Annotated in this window: 16 protein-coding genes; 5 read left to right on the plus strand and 11 right to left on the minus strand. The window is 60.9% G+C overall.

Annotation, left to right across the window (positions count from 1 at the left end):
* Nucleotides 1-41: 41 nt before the first annotated feature.
* The 4 genes from H1S03_RS04350 to ilvC form a co-directional block, all read right to left on the minus strand.
* Nucleotides 42-608, minus strand: a complete 567-nt coding sequence (locus tag H1S03_RS04350) for a hemerythrin domain-containing protein (RefSeq protein WP_185803310.1) — start codon at nt 606-608, stop codon at nt 42-44.
* A gap of 44 nt (nt 609-652) precedes the next feature.
* On the minus strand, nt 653-799 hold the full coding sequence (locus tag H1S03_RS04355) for a hypothetical protein (RefSeq protein ID WP_185803311.1): 147 nt from the start codon (nt 797-799) through the stop codon (nt 653-655).
* Between the two features lie 27 nt (nt 800-826).
* Nucleotides 827-1,279 (minus strand): DUF4760 domain-containing protein, encoded by a 453-nt coding sequence (locus H1S03_RS04360; protein ID WP_185803312.1) that lies wholly within the window; start codon nt 1,277-1,279, stop codon nt 827-829.
* A gap of 230 nt (nt 1,280-1,509) precedes the next feature.
* Nucleotides 1,510-2,532, minus strand: a complete 1,023-nt coding sequence (gene ilvC, locus H1S03_RS04365; RefSeq protein WP_166191840.1) for a ketol-acid reductoisomerase — start codon at nt 2,530-2,532, stop codon at nt 1,510-1,512.
* A gap of 134 nt (nt 2,533-2,666) precedes the next feature.
* On the opposite strand from ilvC, the gene H1S03_RS04370 reads away from it, so the two are divergent.
* Nucleotides 2,667-3,122, plus strand: a complete 456-nt coding sequence (locus tag H1S03_RS04370) for an Lrp/AsnC family transcriptional regulator (protein WP_166191837.1) — start codon at nt 2,667-2,669, stop codon at nt 3,120-3,122.
* Complete coding sequence (locus H1S03_RS04375; RefSeq protein WP_185803313.1) at nt 3,119-3,556, plus strand: Lrp/AsnC family transcriptional regulator; 438 nt, start codon at nt 3,119-3,121, stop codon at nt 3,554-3,556. The genes H1S03_RS04370 and H1S03_RS04375 overlap by 4 nt, the downstream gene beginning before the upstream one ends.
* Nucleotides 3,557-3,781: 225 nt before the next feature.
* Here the strand turns inward: H1S03_RS04375 and H1S03_RS04380 are convergent, their stop codons facing one another.
* From H1S03_RS04380 to H1S03_RS04400, 5 genes are all read right to left on the minus strand, one after another.
* On the minus strand, nt 3,782-4,027 hold the full coding sequence (locus H1S03_RS04380) for a GlsB/YeaQ/YmgE family stress response membrane protein (RefSeq protein ID WP_185803353.1): 246 nt from the start codon (nt 4,025-4,027) through the stop codon (nt 3,782-3,784).
* Nucleotides 4,028-4,262: 235 nt separating this feature from the next.
* Complete coding sequence (gene ilvN, locus H1S03_RS04385) at nt 4,263-4,826, minus strand: acetolactate synthase small subunit (RefSeq protein ID WP_166191829.1); 564 nt, start codon at nt 4,824-4,826, stop codon at nt 4,263-4,265.
* 167 nt (nt 4,827-4,993) lie between these two features.
* Nucleotides 4,994-6,745 (minus strand): acetolactate synthase 3 large subunit, encoded by a 1,752-nt coding sequence (locus tag H1S03_RS04390; RefSeq protein ID WP_185803314.1) that lies wholly within the window; start codon nt 6,743-6,745, stop codon nt 4,994-4,996.
* Nucleotides 6,746-7,079: 334 nt separating this feature from the next.
* On the minus strand, nt 7,080-7,712 hold the full coding sequence (locus tag H1S03_RS04395) for a response regulator (protein ID WP_185803315.1): 633 nt from the start codon (nt 7,710-7,712) through the stop codon (nt 7,080-7,082).
* Nucleotides 7,709-9,121 (minus strand): cache domain-containing protein, encoded by a 1,413-nt coding sequence (locus H1S03_RS04400; RefSeq protein WP_185803316.1) that lies wholly within the window; start codon nt 9,119-9,121, stop codon nt 7,709-7,711. Before H1S03_RS04400 ends, H1S03_RS04395 begins: the two co-directional genes overlap by 4 nt.
* Nucleotides 9,122-9,328: 207 nt before the next feature.
* Between H1S03_RS04400 and H1S03_RS04405 the strand changes: the two genes are divergently transcribed.
* From H1S03_RS04405 to H1S03_RS04415, 3 genes are all read left to right on the plus strand, one after another.
* Nucleotides 9,329-10,411, plus strand: a complete 1,083-nt coding sequence (locus H1S03_RS04405) for a TRAP transporter substrate-binding protein (RefSeq protein ID WP_185803317.1) — start codon at nt 9,329-9,331, stop codon at nt 10,409-10,411.
* Nucleotides 10,412-10,503: 92 nt separating this feature from the next.
* Entirely contained in the window at nt 10,504-11,403 is a 900-nt protein-coding gene (locus H1S03_RS04410; protein ID WP_185803318.1) for a TRAP transporter small permease subunit, read from the plus strand.
* Nucleotides 11,404-11,433: 30 nt separating this feature from the next.
* A complete protein-coding gene (locus H1S03_RS04415; RefSeq protein WP_185803319.1) occupies nt 11,434-13,797 on the plus strand; it encodes a TRAP transporter large permease in 2,364 nt (787 codons plus the stop codon).
* A 79-nt stretch (nt 13,798-13,876) separates the two neighbouring features.
* On the opposite strand, the gene H1S03_RS04420 is transcribed toward H1S03_RS04415, so the two are convergent.
* Both H1S03_RS04420 and H1S03_RS04425 read right to left on the minus strand, forming a co-directional pair.
* Nucleotides 13,877-14,500 (minus strand): hypothetical protein, encoded by a 624-nt coding sequence (locus H1S03_RS04420; RefSeq protein WP_221892589.1) that lies wholly within the window; start codon nt 14,498-14,500, stop codon nt 13,877-13,879.
* Between the two features lie 238 nt (nt 14,501-14,738).
* On the minus strand, nt 14,739-15,548 hold the full coding sequence (locus H1S03_RS04425) for an arginyltransferase (protein WP_185803321.1): 810 nt from the start codon (nt 15,546-15,548) through the stop codon (nt 14,739-14,741).
* Nucleotides 15,549-15,577 lie beyond the last annotated feature (29 nt).

Consider the following 15,577-nt stretch of genomic DNA (forward strand, 5'->3'; position numbering starts at 1 on the left):
CGAAAACGGCGTATTCCCGTCGCAGTCCACCGACCGTGACGTCAGGCGCGGAACTCACGCGGGTCGTAATGCAGCAGGACGGGCACGATCAGTTCCTCCTCATCCGTCAGATGCCGGTCGAGAAAGCCGCCGAAACCTGTCAGGCGCTCATGCAACCGCCCGGCCTCATCCCGTGCATTGCCGGTGCCCAATGCGCGCAGCAAGCCGTTCGCATCCTTGGCGAATTCCGCAAGATGTTCGTCCAGCGCGTGATGATCCGCGTCCAGCATCGTGAAGCCACGCTCCAACCGCGCGTCCTGACGGGTCAGCACGGGGAAATAGTGGGTATCCTCCACCATGTGATGCTCATGCAGATGGTGCAGCAGCATCTGACCGGTGCGTCCGGTTTCACGGCCATAGCGCTCCGCATCCAGCCTGCCGTCCAGATACCCCTCGGCCCCGGCCAGCAACATCGCGTTCATCCGGCGGAACTGAAGGTGCCGGTCCAGCCAGAAGCGGATCAGTTCACCGAAATTACGATGCTCCTCCCACGTCTCACGCGGATAGGATTCGAACAGCACACGCAGGGCGTCCGGCAGGCGTTCGCGGGTGTTGAGGTCCAGGTCCATGGCCGACATTCCTTTCGTCGCGCGTGCGCGGCAGGCCGCGCGGATCAGCTGCTGCCCAGCTTCGTCCCTATGGCCGGTTTTCCCGGATTGCGCCAGCGATTGTAGACATGGCACAGGTGAGAGAAGCTCTTGCTGTTGATCGTGCGCGTATGCTCGATCACATCCGCAAAATCCTCCACATAATTGCACATGATCGAGCGGATGGAATAGCGCAGAATCTACTCATTCAGGTCGTCGCGCAGAATGCTCAGGCACATGAACTCGTAGTAGTTCAAAATACGCATGGCGGCATGGGCACCATCGCGGGAGTTCGTGCAGTCGCGATCGAACGTTATCATATAGGCTTCGATGTAACTGTTCGGAGCGACTTTGCGGCCTGCCGGAAAAAACTCCTCCCGCAGCTTCAGGTCATTGCGAAATTCCGTCGAAAGGCGGGAATCGAACAGGAATTTCAGGGTAAACTGCTCCTGATTGTTGATCCGCGTGATCCAGGCATTCAGCATGAATGTCATCGTGACCAGCAACAGGCCGACACCCGTGACCCAGACCTGAGGTGCCACGCCGAACCAATGGTTTCGGATCAGATAGGGCGTCGCTGCCGCGAGGGCGATGAGCACAATCAGGGGCGGCAGAATGGCACGCGCGGCGTGACTGCCACTGCTATGGGGCACAAGTCCGTGCCTGGAATCAAAAAGGAGCGTGTCATACGCTCCCTTTCCACGGCGACTATCCGTTGCCAAAACCTTCGAAGCTCATCTGCCCCTCCATAAGCAATTCTTCTACAAGATCTATGCGTAATAATATCCGAATGCAATACACACCCTGATACCCTCGCATACAGTTCCTTATGAGGGGTAAACGCGCGAAGGCGCCCGCAGGTTCACTGCGGGCGCCCACAGGATCAGTTCTTGGACTTGTCCACCATCTTGCCTGCGGAGATCCACGGCATCATTTCACGCAGCTTCTGGCCGACCTGCTCGATCTGATGCTCGTCGTTCATGCGGCGCGTGCCCTTGAAGAACGGCTGACCTGCCTGGTTTTCCTGCATGAAGTCACGCACGAATGCGCCGGTCTGGATGTCGCGCAGAACCGCCTTCATCCGGGCCTTCGTCTCATCATAGGGCAGGATGCGCGGGCCGGAGACATACTCGCCGTATTCCGCGGTGTTTGAGATCGAGTAGTTCATGTTGGCGATGCCGCCCTCGTAGATCAGGTCCACGATCAGCTTGACCTCGTGCAGACACTCGAAATACGCCATTTCGGGGGCGTAGCCTGCCTCGACCAGCGTCTCGAAGCCCATGCGGATCAACTCGACCAGACCGCCGCACAGCACTGCCTGCTCACCGAACAGATCGGTTTCGCATTCCTCGCGGAAGTTCGTCTCGATGATGCCGGAGCGTCCGCCACCGATGGCCGCGCAATAGGACAGGCCGATTTCCAGCGCCTTGCCCGACGCGTCCTGATCCACGGCGACCAGGCAGGGAACGCCGCCGCCCTTGGTGTATTCACCGCGCACGGTGTGGCCGGGGCCCTTGGGTGCCATCATGATGACATCGACGCCGGGCTTCGGCTCGATCAGGCCGAAATGCACGTTCAGGCCGTGGGCGAAGGCGATGGCCGCGCCGTCCTTGAGGTTGTCGTGCACGTATTTCTTGTAGGTCTCGGCCTGCAATTCGTCGGGCATGGTGAACATGATGACGTCGCACCATGCGGCTGCCTCGGCGATGCCCATGACCTTCAGGCCTTCGCCCTCGGCTTTCTTGGCGGAGGCTGATCCTTCGCGCAGGGCGACGACCAGATTCTTCGCGCCGCTGTCACGCAGGTTCAGCGCGTGCGCGTGACCTTGCGAGCCGTAGCCCAGGATCGCGACCTTCTTGTCCTTGATCAGGTTGATGTCGCAATCACGATCGTAATAAACGCGCATGGGTATATCCTTTGTTGTGTTCCCCGGTTGAGGGGCAATTTACGCGGAAATCTGCGAGAGATATTTCTTTCTCTGTCGAAAAGCCGTCATTCGGCGTATACTAATGCGTGAAACTGCCGTGAAGCGGAAAATTCATGCTAGACGATACCGACAGGCGCATCCTGCGTCAGATGCAGGCCGATCCCGCCGCCTCCGTCGCCACGGTGGCGCAACGCGCCGGCCTCAGCCACGCGCCGTGCTGGCGCCGGATCGCGCGCATGGAGCGGGACGGAGTCATCAAGGGGCGGCAGATCCTGATCGACCAGCGCAAGCTGGGTCTGGAGGTTCAGGTCTTCCTGCGCATCACGCTCGACAAGACGGCGCGCAATGCCTTCGACGCCTTCATCGCGGAGGCCCGCACCATCCCCGAGGTCACGGCGATCCAGACCCTGCTGGGCCGGGTGGACATCCGCATGGACGTCACCGCCCGCGATCTGGCGCATTACCAGCAAATCTACCGCGACCGGATCATGGCCCTGCCGCATATCCTCGACCTGGAAAGCCTGATGCTGGTTTCGGAGCTGAAGAACACGCAAGCGGTGCCCGTATGACGGAACTGGACGCGACGGATCATGCGATCCTCGATGCGCTGCGCGGCGATGGCGGGTTGAACGCCAAGCAGGTGGGCGATGCGGTCGGGTTGAGCCAGCCTGCGGCGTATCGGCGGATCCGGCGGCTGGAGGCGGACGGCGTCATCACCGGGCGTGCGCTGGTCGTGGATGCGGCGAAACTGGGCTACGGCGTGACGGTCTTTCTGGGCATTAAACTGGCGGCGCGGGGCCGGACCGCGATGGCGGATTTCGAGCGTACCGTGATCTCGATCCCCGAGGTACAACTCGTCCAGCAGGTGATCGGGCTGTACGATTACCGCTTGCGGGTCGTGGCGCAGGACCTCAGCGATTTCGAGCGTATCCTGCGACGGCGCATCATGACGCTGCCCGGGGTGGGAGATGTGGAATCAAACGTCCTGCTGGGTGACGAATAATACATATTCCGGTGTCAATCAGAACACCGGATATGAAGGCGAGCTTTCGTCCAGAGCGTGGCGTCGCAGCGAGAACGGGAGGCCGTTCAACATCGAACTGCGCGAAACGCAAAGCATCGTGTGCATCAGCAGGGGGGTAGATGATGTCATTGCCCTACGCGATGGTTGGTCCTGTGCAAGGGGGATGACTGGCCCGGCGCAATGCGCCGTGGCCATAGGGTGCGCTTAGCTGCGTCCCTTGATCATACGCCAGATCCAGATCAACAGGCAGGCGCCGATCACGCCCGCGATCAGGCTGCCGAAAAAGCCCGTGCGTTCAGAGATGCCGACGAGGCCGAGCAGTCCGTTGAAGATCATGGCGCCGATGATGCCCAGAACGATGTTGGTCAGAAGCCCGTGGTCGGCCTTCATGATCTTCTCGGCGATCCAGCCGGCGATGGCACCTACGATGATTGCGACGATCCAGCCCATGTCTTGCTCCTCAATTGCGAATGGTGATTGAGAGAATGATCCCGTCAGCCGGCACGTCAAGGATGCAGAGCCAATGATGCGCGCCATGGTTCAGCCACGAAAGCGGGCTGTTTTTTCGGAAAGCCCCCACGCGCGGGACGTGCCGAATGAGTATCCTGGCCTGTTGGGATCGGCACGGCACCGTGCAAACGGCAGCCGAACGCGCCCCGGCGGATCGGGGGCGCGTGTTTTCAGGTCATTCCAGACCGCGGGCCATCGCGGCGACGCCGGTGCGGGCGACCTCGACGAGGCCCAGCGGCACCATCAGATCGACGAAGGCGTCGATCTTGTTCGGGACGCCGGTCAGCTCGAAAACGAAGCTCTCGGTCGTGGTGTCCATGACGCGGGCGCGGAAGATTTCGGCCGTGCGCAGCGCCTCGACCCGTTCGTTGCCGGTGCCGGCGACCTTGACCAGAGCCAGTTCCCGCTCGACGCTGGGCCCCTCGACGGTCAGGTCGTGGACCTCATGCACCACGACCATACGTTCGAGCTGGTGCTTGATCTGCACGATCACCTGCGGCGTGCCGGTGGTGACGACGGTGATGCGTGAGCGGTGGCCTGTATGATCGACCTCCGCCACGGTCAGGCTGTCGATGTTGTAGCCCCGGCCCGAGAACAGCCCGATGACGCGCGCCAGCACGCCATCGACGTTGTCCACCAGTACGGCGAGGGTGTGACGCTCATCCACATCGGAGAACGGGGTCTTGAGGTCGTAGGCGCTCTTTTTCGAGCTGCCCTTCTTGAGGTCTAGCGGGCTCATCTGACGCTCCTCCAGGATGTTCCCCGCGGGGAACAGGTTAATGGCAATTGGTTGAAGAAAATCCTACAACCGTTTGTTTTGGCGGGTCGATCCCAGTTCAGGATCGCCGCCCCGGGTTAATGCGACATCCCCGATCCGGCAGGATCGCGGGGAGGCCAAGCCGGTGCTCAGACCATCACCGCGCCGCCGGCCTCGATCGCATCCTTGGTCGAGGTGTTGCCCAGCAACATTTCATTATGCGCCTTGCCCGACGGGATCATCGGGAAGCAGTTCTCGTGCTTTTCCACCAGACAGTCGAAGACGACGGGGCCGTCATGTTCGATCATTTCCATGATCGCATCGTCCAGGCCTTCGGGGTCATGGCATTGGATGCCCTTGGCGCCGAACGCCTCCGCCAGTTTGACGAAATCGGGCAGGCTTTCGGACCAACTGGCCGAATACCGCTCACCGTGCAACAGCTCCTGCCACTGGCGGACCATGCCCAGACGCTCATTGTTCAGGATGAACTGCTTGACCGGCGCGCGGAACTGCATCGCCGTGCCCAATTCCTGCATGTTCATCAGCCATGACGCCTCACCCGCGACGTTGATGACCAGACTGTCGGGATGCGCGATCTGCACGCCGACCGAGGCCGGAAAGCCGTAGCCCATGGTGCCGAGGCCCCCGGAGGTCATCCAGCGGTTCGGCTCCTCGAAGCCGAGATATTGCGCGGCCCACATCTGATGCTGGCCGACCTCGGTCGTGACGTAGCGGTCGTATTTCTTGGTCAGCGCCTCCAGCCGTTCCAGCGCGTATTGCGGCTTGATGACCTTGTCCGACTTCTCATAGGCGAGGCACTTGGTTTCACGCCAGGTGTCGATCTTCTTCCACCACTTTGCGACTTCCTCGGACCGGGTCTTGCGGCCGCGGGACTTCCAGATGCGCAGCATGTCCTCCAGCACGTGGGCGATGTCACCGATGATGGGCACGTCCACGCGGATGATCTTGTTGATCGAAGAGGGGTCGATGTCGATGTGCACCTTCCGGGATTTTGGGCTGAACGCATCGGTGCGCCCGGTGATCCGGTCGTCGAAGCGCGCGCCGATGCAGATCATCGCGTCGCAATCGTGCATCGCCATGTTGGCCTCGTACATGCCGTGCATCCCGAGCATACCCAGCCAGGCCTTGCCGCTGGCAGGATAGCAGCCCAGCCCCATGAGGGTGGAGGTGATGGGGAAGCCGGTCGCCTCAACCAGTTCGCGCAGCAGCTGGCTGGCCGCCGGGCCGGAGTTGATGACGCCGCCGCCGGTATAGAAGATCGGACGCTTCGCTGTCTCCAGCAGCTCGACCGCTTGCGTGATCGCCTCGGCATCGCCCTTGACCCGGGGGGCATAGTGGCCCTTGTCGGACTTTTCCGGCGCGACATAGGTGCCGTCGGCGAATTGCACGTCCTTGGGGATATCGACCAGAACCGGGCCGGGGCGGCCGCTGGTGGCGACGTGGAACGCCTGATGCAGGGTGCTGGACAGGTTGTCCGTGTCCTTCACCAGCCAGTTATGTTTGGTGCAGGGGCGGGTGATGCCGACGGTGTCCGCCTCCTGAAAGGCATCGTTGCCGATCATGAAGGTCGGGACCTGACCGGTCAGAACGACCATGGGAATGCTGTCCATCAGCGCATCCGTCATGCCGGTGACGGCATTCGTCGCACCGGGGCCGGAGGTGACGAGGACAACGCCCGGCTTGCCGGTGGAGCGGGCGTACCCCTCCGCCGCGTGTGCTGCGGCCTGTTCGTGACGCACCAGAATGTGGCGGATGTCGTTCTGCTTGAAAATTTCGTCGTAGATCGGAAGCACGGCCCCGCCCGGATAGCCAAATACGGTATCGACGCCTTGATCTTTCAAGGCTTTGACGACGATCTGTGCTCCAGACATACGGGTCATGGGTCTGTCTCTCTTCCTGACGGGCACGTGGCCCTGTTTCAAATGTGCATAAGGCATAAAAAAACCCCCGGTTGGGGGTCAAGCGCACCTGCTGCCGTGGGGATCATCCCCGCGTCAGGTGCGCTGTCCGATAATTACTACGAGAGTTGTCATGGCTTTTTCCTTTGCACGACCCTGTTTTACCCTCTTGGCAGGTGGGGTCAACACCGTATTATGGGGAAAGTGGCGCAAAAGGGGGATTTACTGAAATTAAATGTCGCGTCTGGCGCTGTGCGCGCAGCTTTAGATATCGGGGCGGAGGGATGCGAATCGATTTCAGGGTGTCGCGCCCGGATCAGTCCGTCAGGCCCAGCAAGCCGCTTTCCAGAACGTAGCGGGTCAGGCCCGCCGTCGTCTCGATCGCCAGCTTGCGCTTGATGTTCTTTCGGTGGGTTTCGACCGTGCGCACGGAGATTTCGAGTTCGCGCCCGACTTCCTTGTTCGACAACCCGCGGGCGAGGCGCAGCAGGACGATCTGTTCGCGACTGGTCAGGGGTTCGCGGTCGCAGTCCAAGGTGGGCTGCATCGCGCCATCGATACCGGTGCACAGATAGGTCTCCCCCGCATGAACGTTCTCGATCGCCTCGACGATCTCCTCGGTCGGGACGTCCTTGAGCAGGTAGCCCTTTGCACCATGACGCAGGGCGGTCGCGATATATTCGGGATTGTCGTGCATGGACAGGATGATGATCCGGGCGGCGGGGTCGCGTTCCAGAACCAGTTCCGTCGCCGTCAGCCCGTTCATGCCGGGCATGTTCAGGTCCATCAGGGTGATGTCGGGGTCCAGCCGTTCGATGGCGGTGACAGCATCGCGGCCGTTCGTGACGGAGGCGATCAGGTCGATCTGGTCAAAGGTTTCGAGCACCGCTTTTACCCCCTCGGTAACAAGGGGATGATCGTCGGCAAGGATGACGCGGATGGGGATCATGCGAACTTTCTCTGCTCCGTTGGGGCACCGGACATCAGGTGGCAGGCCGGCAGGCTGGCCTCGATGCGCGTCCCCCTGGTCGAGGATGAGATGCGGAAGGTGCCGCCCAGATGCTCCATCCGTTCGGCCATGTTGCGCTGTCCAATGCCCGTACCGCCCCGGCGCGACGGTGTAAATCCGCAGCCGTTATCGGTGATCGTCATCGAGGCGCCGGAGCGATGCAGGATGACGCGCAGGACGACCTCGGTCGCGGCGGAGTGGCGTTCGACATTGGTCAATGCCTCCTGCGCGACACGGAACAGCGCCGTCTTGCCATCGACCGAGAGGGAGTTGCGCACCGCGACGGTATCGACCCGAGTCACGATCCCGCTGCGTTCCTGAAATTCCTCGGCCAGCGATTTCAGGGCGGGGGACAGGCCCAGATCGTCCAGCGCGCCGGGGCGCAGGTCACGGCTGATGCGGCGCACCTCCTTGATGGCGAGGGTCAGCCCCTCGGACGGTTTTTGCAGCGTCGCCTCCAGGTCATCGGCACCGGTCTTGATCTTGCGCTTCGCCAGTTCCAGCCCGTAGCGGATGCTGACGAGGATTTGCGAGATGGAATCGTGCAATTCACGTGCGACGCGTGCGCGCTCCTCCTCCTGCGTGTGAACGATGCGCTGCGTCAGGACGGCCAGTTTCGAATCTGCCAGGCGCCGTTCGCGCAGATTGATCAGCATTCCCGAGGCAAAGACGCCGATAAGAAAAATCAGGGTGATCGCCGCGATCCAGACAAATGTGTCCTTGATCCGGGCCTCCATCTCCGCCCGCTTGACGGCGACATGCGCGCGAACGTCGTCGATAAAGATGCCGGTGCCGATCGCCCATTGCCAGTCCTGAAGCCCGATAACGTAGCTGACGATGGGGCTTTCCTCGGCGCTGGATGGTTTGGGCCAGACATATTCGTGATAGCCGCCGCCGTTGCGGGCCAGCGCGATCAGCGGCTCCACCACCGGCGTGCCCGATCCGTCCGTCAGGTCGATCAGGTTGCGGCCGATCAGGTCCGTCTGCTTGGGGCTGACCAGGTTGACGCCGTCGTAATCGTAAACGAAGAAAAACCCGTCTTTTCCGTAGGTCATCGCCGCGAGGATTTGCGTGGCGCGGTTCTTGGCCTCCTGATCGTCGGGCCCGGCGGGGCCGTAGATGTGATAGATCGCGTTGCGGGCCAGCGCCATGTAATTGCGTAATTCGCCTTGCTTTGCCTCCAGCAGGGTTTCCTCCAGAAAGGCGATTTCATCCTCGGCCAGTTGCCGCGCCTGATAGGCGACCAGCCCCGCAATGCTGCCCATCGCCAGAACCAGCGGAACCGTCGCCAGAAAGAAGATCTTCTGGCCGTAGGTCAGGTTGAGCTGGAAACGTTGTCGATCAATCATGGAAGTCCACGGACAATGGAGTATCAAGCCCCGCCGCCCGGTCAAGGTCAACAGTTATGGTCGCGTCGTGGTCAGATTTTGAGGCGCGGCGCAATTTAATTTCGGATCTACGGGCTAATGGGTATTCCACGCCGCGCGGCATATGTTTAGGATCGGTCTTGTTTATCGATCCGCCCATTCAAGGGTGGGCGTTATAGGGAGAAAAATATGGATCGTCGCTCTTTTCTGAAGAACACAGCTATCGGTGGCTCCACTGCCGCCGCAGCGACGCTGGCCGCACCCGCCTATGCGCAGGGTCGCCGCACGCTGACGCTGGTCACGACATGGGGTCGCGGGCTTGCCGGTGTGCATGACAGCGCGCAATACTGTGCGGACATGATCACCGCCGCGACCGACGGTGCGCTGACGGTCGAGTTGAAGGCCGCAGGCGAACTGGTGGGTGCCTTCGAAGTGTTCGACGCCGTCTCCTCCGGTCAGGCGGACATGTATCACGGTGTGGATTACTATTTCCTCAACCAGCACCCTGCCTTTGCCCTGTTCTCACAGATTCCCTTCGGCATGACACCGCAGGAGATGAACACCTGGTACTATTCCGACGGCGGAATGGAGCTGAACCACGAACTGGGCGCGCTGTTCAACCTCAAGCCGTTCCTCTCAGGCAATACCGGCGCACAGGCGGGCGGCTGGTTCTCTCGCCGGATCGAATCCGCCGAGGATTTCAACGGCCTCAAGTTCCGTATGCCCGGGCAGGGCGGTCAGGTGCTGGCCAAGCTGGGCGCATCCGTTCAGAACCTTCCCGGTGCGGAGGTCTATCAGGCGCTGGCATCCGGCGCGATCGACGGAACCGAGTGGATCGGCCCCTGGGCGGATGAGAAGGCCGGTTTCCAGGAAATCTCCAAGATCTACTACCCCGCCGGTTTCCATGAGCCTGGCCCCGCCCTGACCCTGACCACCAATCTCGACGTGTTCAACGAATTGTCACCGACGCATCAGACGATCATCGAAACCGTCTGTGCGGCATCGAACATGAACACGCTGTCAATGTTCCTCTCCGAGAACGCGGCCGCGCTTGAGCGTCTTCAGTCCGCCGGTGTCGAACTGCACGAATTCCCCGATGATGTCTGGGACGCATTCTACACCGCCTCGCAGGAGGTCATCGAGGAGAGCATGGGCGACGATCTGTATCGCCGCACCTATGAATCCGCGATGGCTTCGCAGGAATCCAGCTCGAAATGGGTCAACGATTCCTCGGGCGTGTTTATGAAGCAGCGTCAGCGTATTCTGGGCTGATAGCCGAACCATTGGCGGGGCGCAGCGATATGCGCCCCGTTTCTCCGGTTCGTGGACCGGACCTCTTCCTTCAATAATCCGACGGGTGTGCGATGCTTGATGCGTTGAGCTGGTTCTTTGGCAATCTGTGGGCCGGGGTGGCCGGCATCTTTGTGGCTTTGGCAAATCCGGGCGCGTGGCTGAACTGGTTCGAGGACAGTGAAAGCCTCATGCGGTTCATCTTTTACGGTGCCTCGACGGAATTGTTTTTCGCACTGCTCGCGATCTTTACCGCTGTTCTGATTGCCGGATTGTTTCACCGACCGTTCCTATGGGGGGTCGTGCGGGTGATCGAGTACGGCCAGAACGCACTTGGGCGGTTCTTCGCCTATGCGGCGCTGTTGCTGGTGCTGCAACAGGTCGTCATCATCTTTCTGCAACGTCTGTTCCGTGAGGGCGCGATCACCTTCGGTATCGGGGATGTCGGCTTTACCCAGGACATATCGTGGTGGTCCGAGGAGCTGAAACTCTACAACGCTTTGATTGTTGCGCTCTGCGTCGGATACACGTTCGTGCAGGGCGGTCATGTGCGGGTCGATCTGTTTTATGCCGGCGCGAAATATCGGACGAAGAAGATCGTGGATATGTTGGGATCGGCCCTGTTGCTGATGCCGTTGACCGTGGTCATCTGGATGTTCGCCTGGTACTTCATGTGGCGCAACATGATCCGCCCGCCCGTCGCCGTGACCAATACGCTCGATCAGATGTTGAGCAGGGCGCAGGTCGTTCGCTGGGATATCGAAACCATCGGTTTCAGTCCCAACGGCTTCAACGCCTACATCCTGTTCAAGGTTCTGATCCTGGCATTTGCCGGTCTGATGTTCCTGATGGCGTGGTCTTTCCTCTACCGCTCGCTGCTGGAATGCATCGAGGGGCCGGAAAGCGACGGCAAGTATATCGACAAGGACCAGCTGGGCGATGAAATCGCCGAGACCGCGTCCGAAATCCACTAAAGCCACAAAACACCAAGGGGCACGGATCACATGTTGTTCGGTATGGACGGGGTCGAGATTGGCCTGATTATCACCTTCGCTTGCCTGTTCGGGGCGATCATGTCGGGTTACCCGGTGGCGTTTTCCATCGGTGGTGCGGGCATCATCGCCTTCTTCATACTGGCGCTGCTCAGCGATGCGGGCATATTGCTGCATCAGGCGGTCGATGACCGGTCTGCGGAATATGCGCAACTGGTGGCCAGCGGTGTGGCGCGGGACACGATTTCGCTGTTTCGATATCCAGATTTGCCCACCTATGTGGAACCTCTGTTCGCGGAGGGGTGGCAGCGCGCCTTTGATCGCAATATCGCGTTGATTACCAACCGGATGAACGAGCGTGTCTTTGCCGGCCCGTCGATCGAGACGTTGCTGGCCGTGTCGATGTTCGTGTTGATGGGGATCACGCTGGAACGGTCCCGCATCGCGAACGATTTGCTGACGACGATGGCGCGGGTGTTCGGGCCGCTGCCCGGCGGGCTGGCTGTGTCCATCGTGGTCGTGGGCGCGTTCCTCGCCGCCTCGACGGGTATCGTCGGCGCCACGGTGGTGACGATGGGCCTGCTGGCCCTGCCGACCATGTTGCGCAGCGGATATTCGCCGGAGCTGTCCACAGGCGTGATCGCGGCCTCGGGGACGCTGGGACAGATCATTCCGCCCTCCATCGTGATCGTTCTGCTGGGCACCCTCGCGGGGGATTTGTACTCCACCGCGCAGGAGGAATTCGCGCAGGCGAACATGTGCCCCGACGCACTGACCTATCTGGGCGAACCTGCGGTCCTGTCGGTCGGCACCTTGTTTCAGGCGGCCCTGCTGCCCGGCATCTTCCTCGCGTTCCTCTACGCCGCCTATGCGTTCTGTTTCGCGATGGTGTTCCCCGACAAGGCTCCGCCCGTGCGTGGTGGACCCGGTGAGGTCAAGATTGTCGGCCCCTATCATAACGTTACCTGGTATCTGGGTGTTCCGGTCGCAATCATTCTGTTCGCCATCGGGTTGAGCACGGTGGGGCTGTCCGGGTCGCAGAATGTCAACGTCTCGACCATCGCGGCTCAGGGGCAGCAAGCGGTGCTGCGCACCAATGTCTCCGCCGATTGTCAGGCCTCGATGATCGAGCGGCACGGCCAGGACAAATGGGACCTCGCCGTCGCGCAGCAAGCGGAAATCGACGCGGATGGCGGCGCGCTGTCCCAGGAGGACCGTGTACTATCGCCCGAGCAGATGGCAGAGGCACGGGCGAGCGCCATTCAGAATGCGCCGATGCTCTCCTCCAACCTGATGCTGGTATGGGTCATGGCGGGGATCGCATTGGCCCTGTCCATCGCAACCGCGCCCAACCGGCCCATGCTGCCGATCTTTGTTGGGGTTGGCGCCATAGCTGCGGGCATCGTACTGGACGCGGCGTTTATCGGGCCGCTGACTTCACCCGGAACGACGTTCCTGATCCTGGCCATTCCGTTCGCGGCCTTGCTGTGGTCGATGCGCCACGTGGCCTCGCGTCTGGGTGAAAACGATCTGCTACGGGTCGTGTTCCCGCCGCTGGTTCTGATCGTGGCCGTGCTGGGGTCGATCCTGGGCGGCATCACGAACCCGACACCGGCGGCGGCGTTGGGGGCCGCGGGTGCGCTGTTGCTGGCGGCCTATCGCAAGCTGGCGGAGGACCCCGAGCGATCCGCGCTGCCGGTTCTGATCGGCACCCTCGCGATTGCCCTGATGCTGATCCTGGGCACGACCTTCGATCTTCGCATCTCCCTCGAGCAGGTCTCGGTCGAAAACTACATCGCCTTCGTCGTGGCGCTGATCTGCTACGCCATCACGATGCTGACTTTGCTGTATTGTTGCTGGATCCTGTGGATCAAGGGCGTTCTGACCCCCGTGGTGCGTGAGACCGCGAAGGTTACCAGCATGGTGTTCGCGATCCTGATTGGCTCCCAGTTGCTGAACCTCGTGCTGATTTCCTTCGGCGGGGAGCATTATATCCAGGATTTCCTCAAGAGCTTCGACAGTGAGCTCAAGGTCTTCCTGATCGTGATGCTGGTGCTGTTCATCCTGGGGTTCGTGCTCGATTTTCTGGAGATCATCTACATCGTGATCCCCATCGTCGGGCCGGTGATCTATGGCGGGACGCTGGATCCGAAATGGGTGACGATCATGATTGCGGTGAACCTGCAAACCTCGTTCCTGACGCCTCCGTTCGGGTTCGCGCTGTTCTACCTGCGTGGTGTCGCGCCGGTCAGCGTCACGACCGGGCACATCTATCGCGGTGTTCTGCCATTCGTCGCGATCCAGATGCTCGGGCTGGGATTGCTCTGGTTGTTCCCATCCATCGTGACCATCGTGCCGGATCTGCTGTCGAACTGATCTGAACGAACACTTCAAACGCAAAAGGCCCGCCCGGTGTAGTGACCGGGCGGGCCCTTTCGTTAAAGGCAGGAAGCTATCAGTCTGCTTCGGTGGCCTCGACGATTGCCACGAATTCGGCATCTGTCAGGGCAAGGATGATACCATCATCCGTTTTCGTGGTTGCACTGGCCATCAGCTTGAATTCGGCATCCGTGACGTTGGTATCCAGCGTCAGAGTTTGCAGGGCGCCGGCCTCCGTGCGCTCAACCTCACCGATGCGACCGATCTGCGTGCCGTCGAGGGTGGTTACGTATTCCCCGATCAGGGAGGCATTATCCAGCCCGGTCACGGGCGTACCCTTGGCGACGCGGGCGTCCAGCTCCTCAGCCGAAACAAAGCGATAGACGGTGGCTGTGGTCGTCATGTCAGCGCCCGGACCTTCGAGCAGGCCCGTGATCGCGGATCCGGTTCCGGCCACGAACTCACCAGTTGCGGTCACGGCGTCACCGGCCAGATTGACTGCTCCACCGACGGTGTCAGTTGCGAAATCGCCGGTCGCGCCGAGCGCGTCACCGACGGAATTCACGCCGTTGTCGCCGTCTTTTTCAATCTGAACTTGCGCTTCGGCGCTGGCTTCGGCGTTCACGGTAGGTGTGGTTTGCGAGAATGCGGGTGCCGCGACAAGTGCGAGCGCGGTCGATGCTGCCAAAGTTTTTTTCATAAATGTCATCTGAGATATCCTCTCATCTGTTTCAAACTGCCCCTTAGAATCTGACGGGACAGTGCGATAACGTGTGCTCCGCACTTTCGTTGCACATGCGGTGATCACAGATTTGATATCGTTACAGATCTTGAATGTTCGACAGCGACGGGCCACTGCGGTCGAAGGCCTTCTGTCAGTCATGTCAGAGCCGACTGAAAACCTGCGGAATCATTTTTTGTAGAGAAAGCGGTGGCGCCTAAACGTTTCCGTCCGGCAACTGGATGGCGGCGACCTGATCCTGAATGCGGTCCATCTTTACCGGTTGCGGACCGGTTGCGACATTGGTCGGGTCCGTCAAATCCTGCCACTGTCCCTTAAGATAGATCTCCAAGGGTCGGAACCGCGCCTTATAGGCCATTTTCTGTGAGCCCGGCACCCAATAGCCCAGATAGACATAGGGCAGGCCGGCCTCTCGCGCGATTTCGATGTGGTCGAGGATCAGATAGGTTCCCAGCGAACGTGAGGTCGCGTCCGGGTCGAAGAACGAATACACCATCGAAACGCCGTCATTCAGCACGTCCGTCAGACAGGTGGCCGTCAGCGCCCCCTCCGCATCGGTATACTCGATAACGCGGCTGCGCACCGGCGTTTCCTCGATCATCGCCGCGAACTCGAACATATCCATGTCCGCCATGCCACCATCCGCGTGACGCCGGTCCAGATAGCGGCGGAACAGCATGTACTGATCCTCGGTCGCCCAGGGGGACGTGCCGGCCCGCTCCAGATCGCCGTTCTTGCGAATGATCCGACGCTGGCTGCGGGAGGGGGCAAAATCCGCCACGCGAATTCGTGCCGACAGACAGGCCGAGCAATCCACGCAAGAGGGCCGGTAGAGCACGTTTTGCGATCTGCGAAATCCCTGCGCGGACAGGGCATCGTTCAATCGCTGGCTATCGCCACCCTGCAAGGCCGTGAACAGCTTGCGCTCGATCTGACCATCCAGATAGGGGCAGGGCTGCGGTGCCGTCACGTAGAACTGCGGCAGGTTTGGCGGGGTATAGCGCATCGGACCCAAGTGTAAGCCGCCCAGCGGGC

Origin of the sequence: Pontivivens nitratireducens, from assembly GCF_014235845.1 — a bacterium.
Taxonomy (GTDB): Bacteria; Pseudomonadota; Alphaproteobacteria; order Rhodobacterales; family Rhodobacteraceae; genus Pontivivens; species Pontivivens nitratireducens.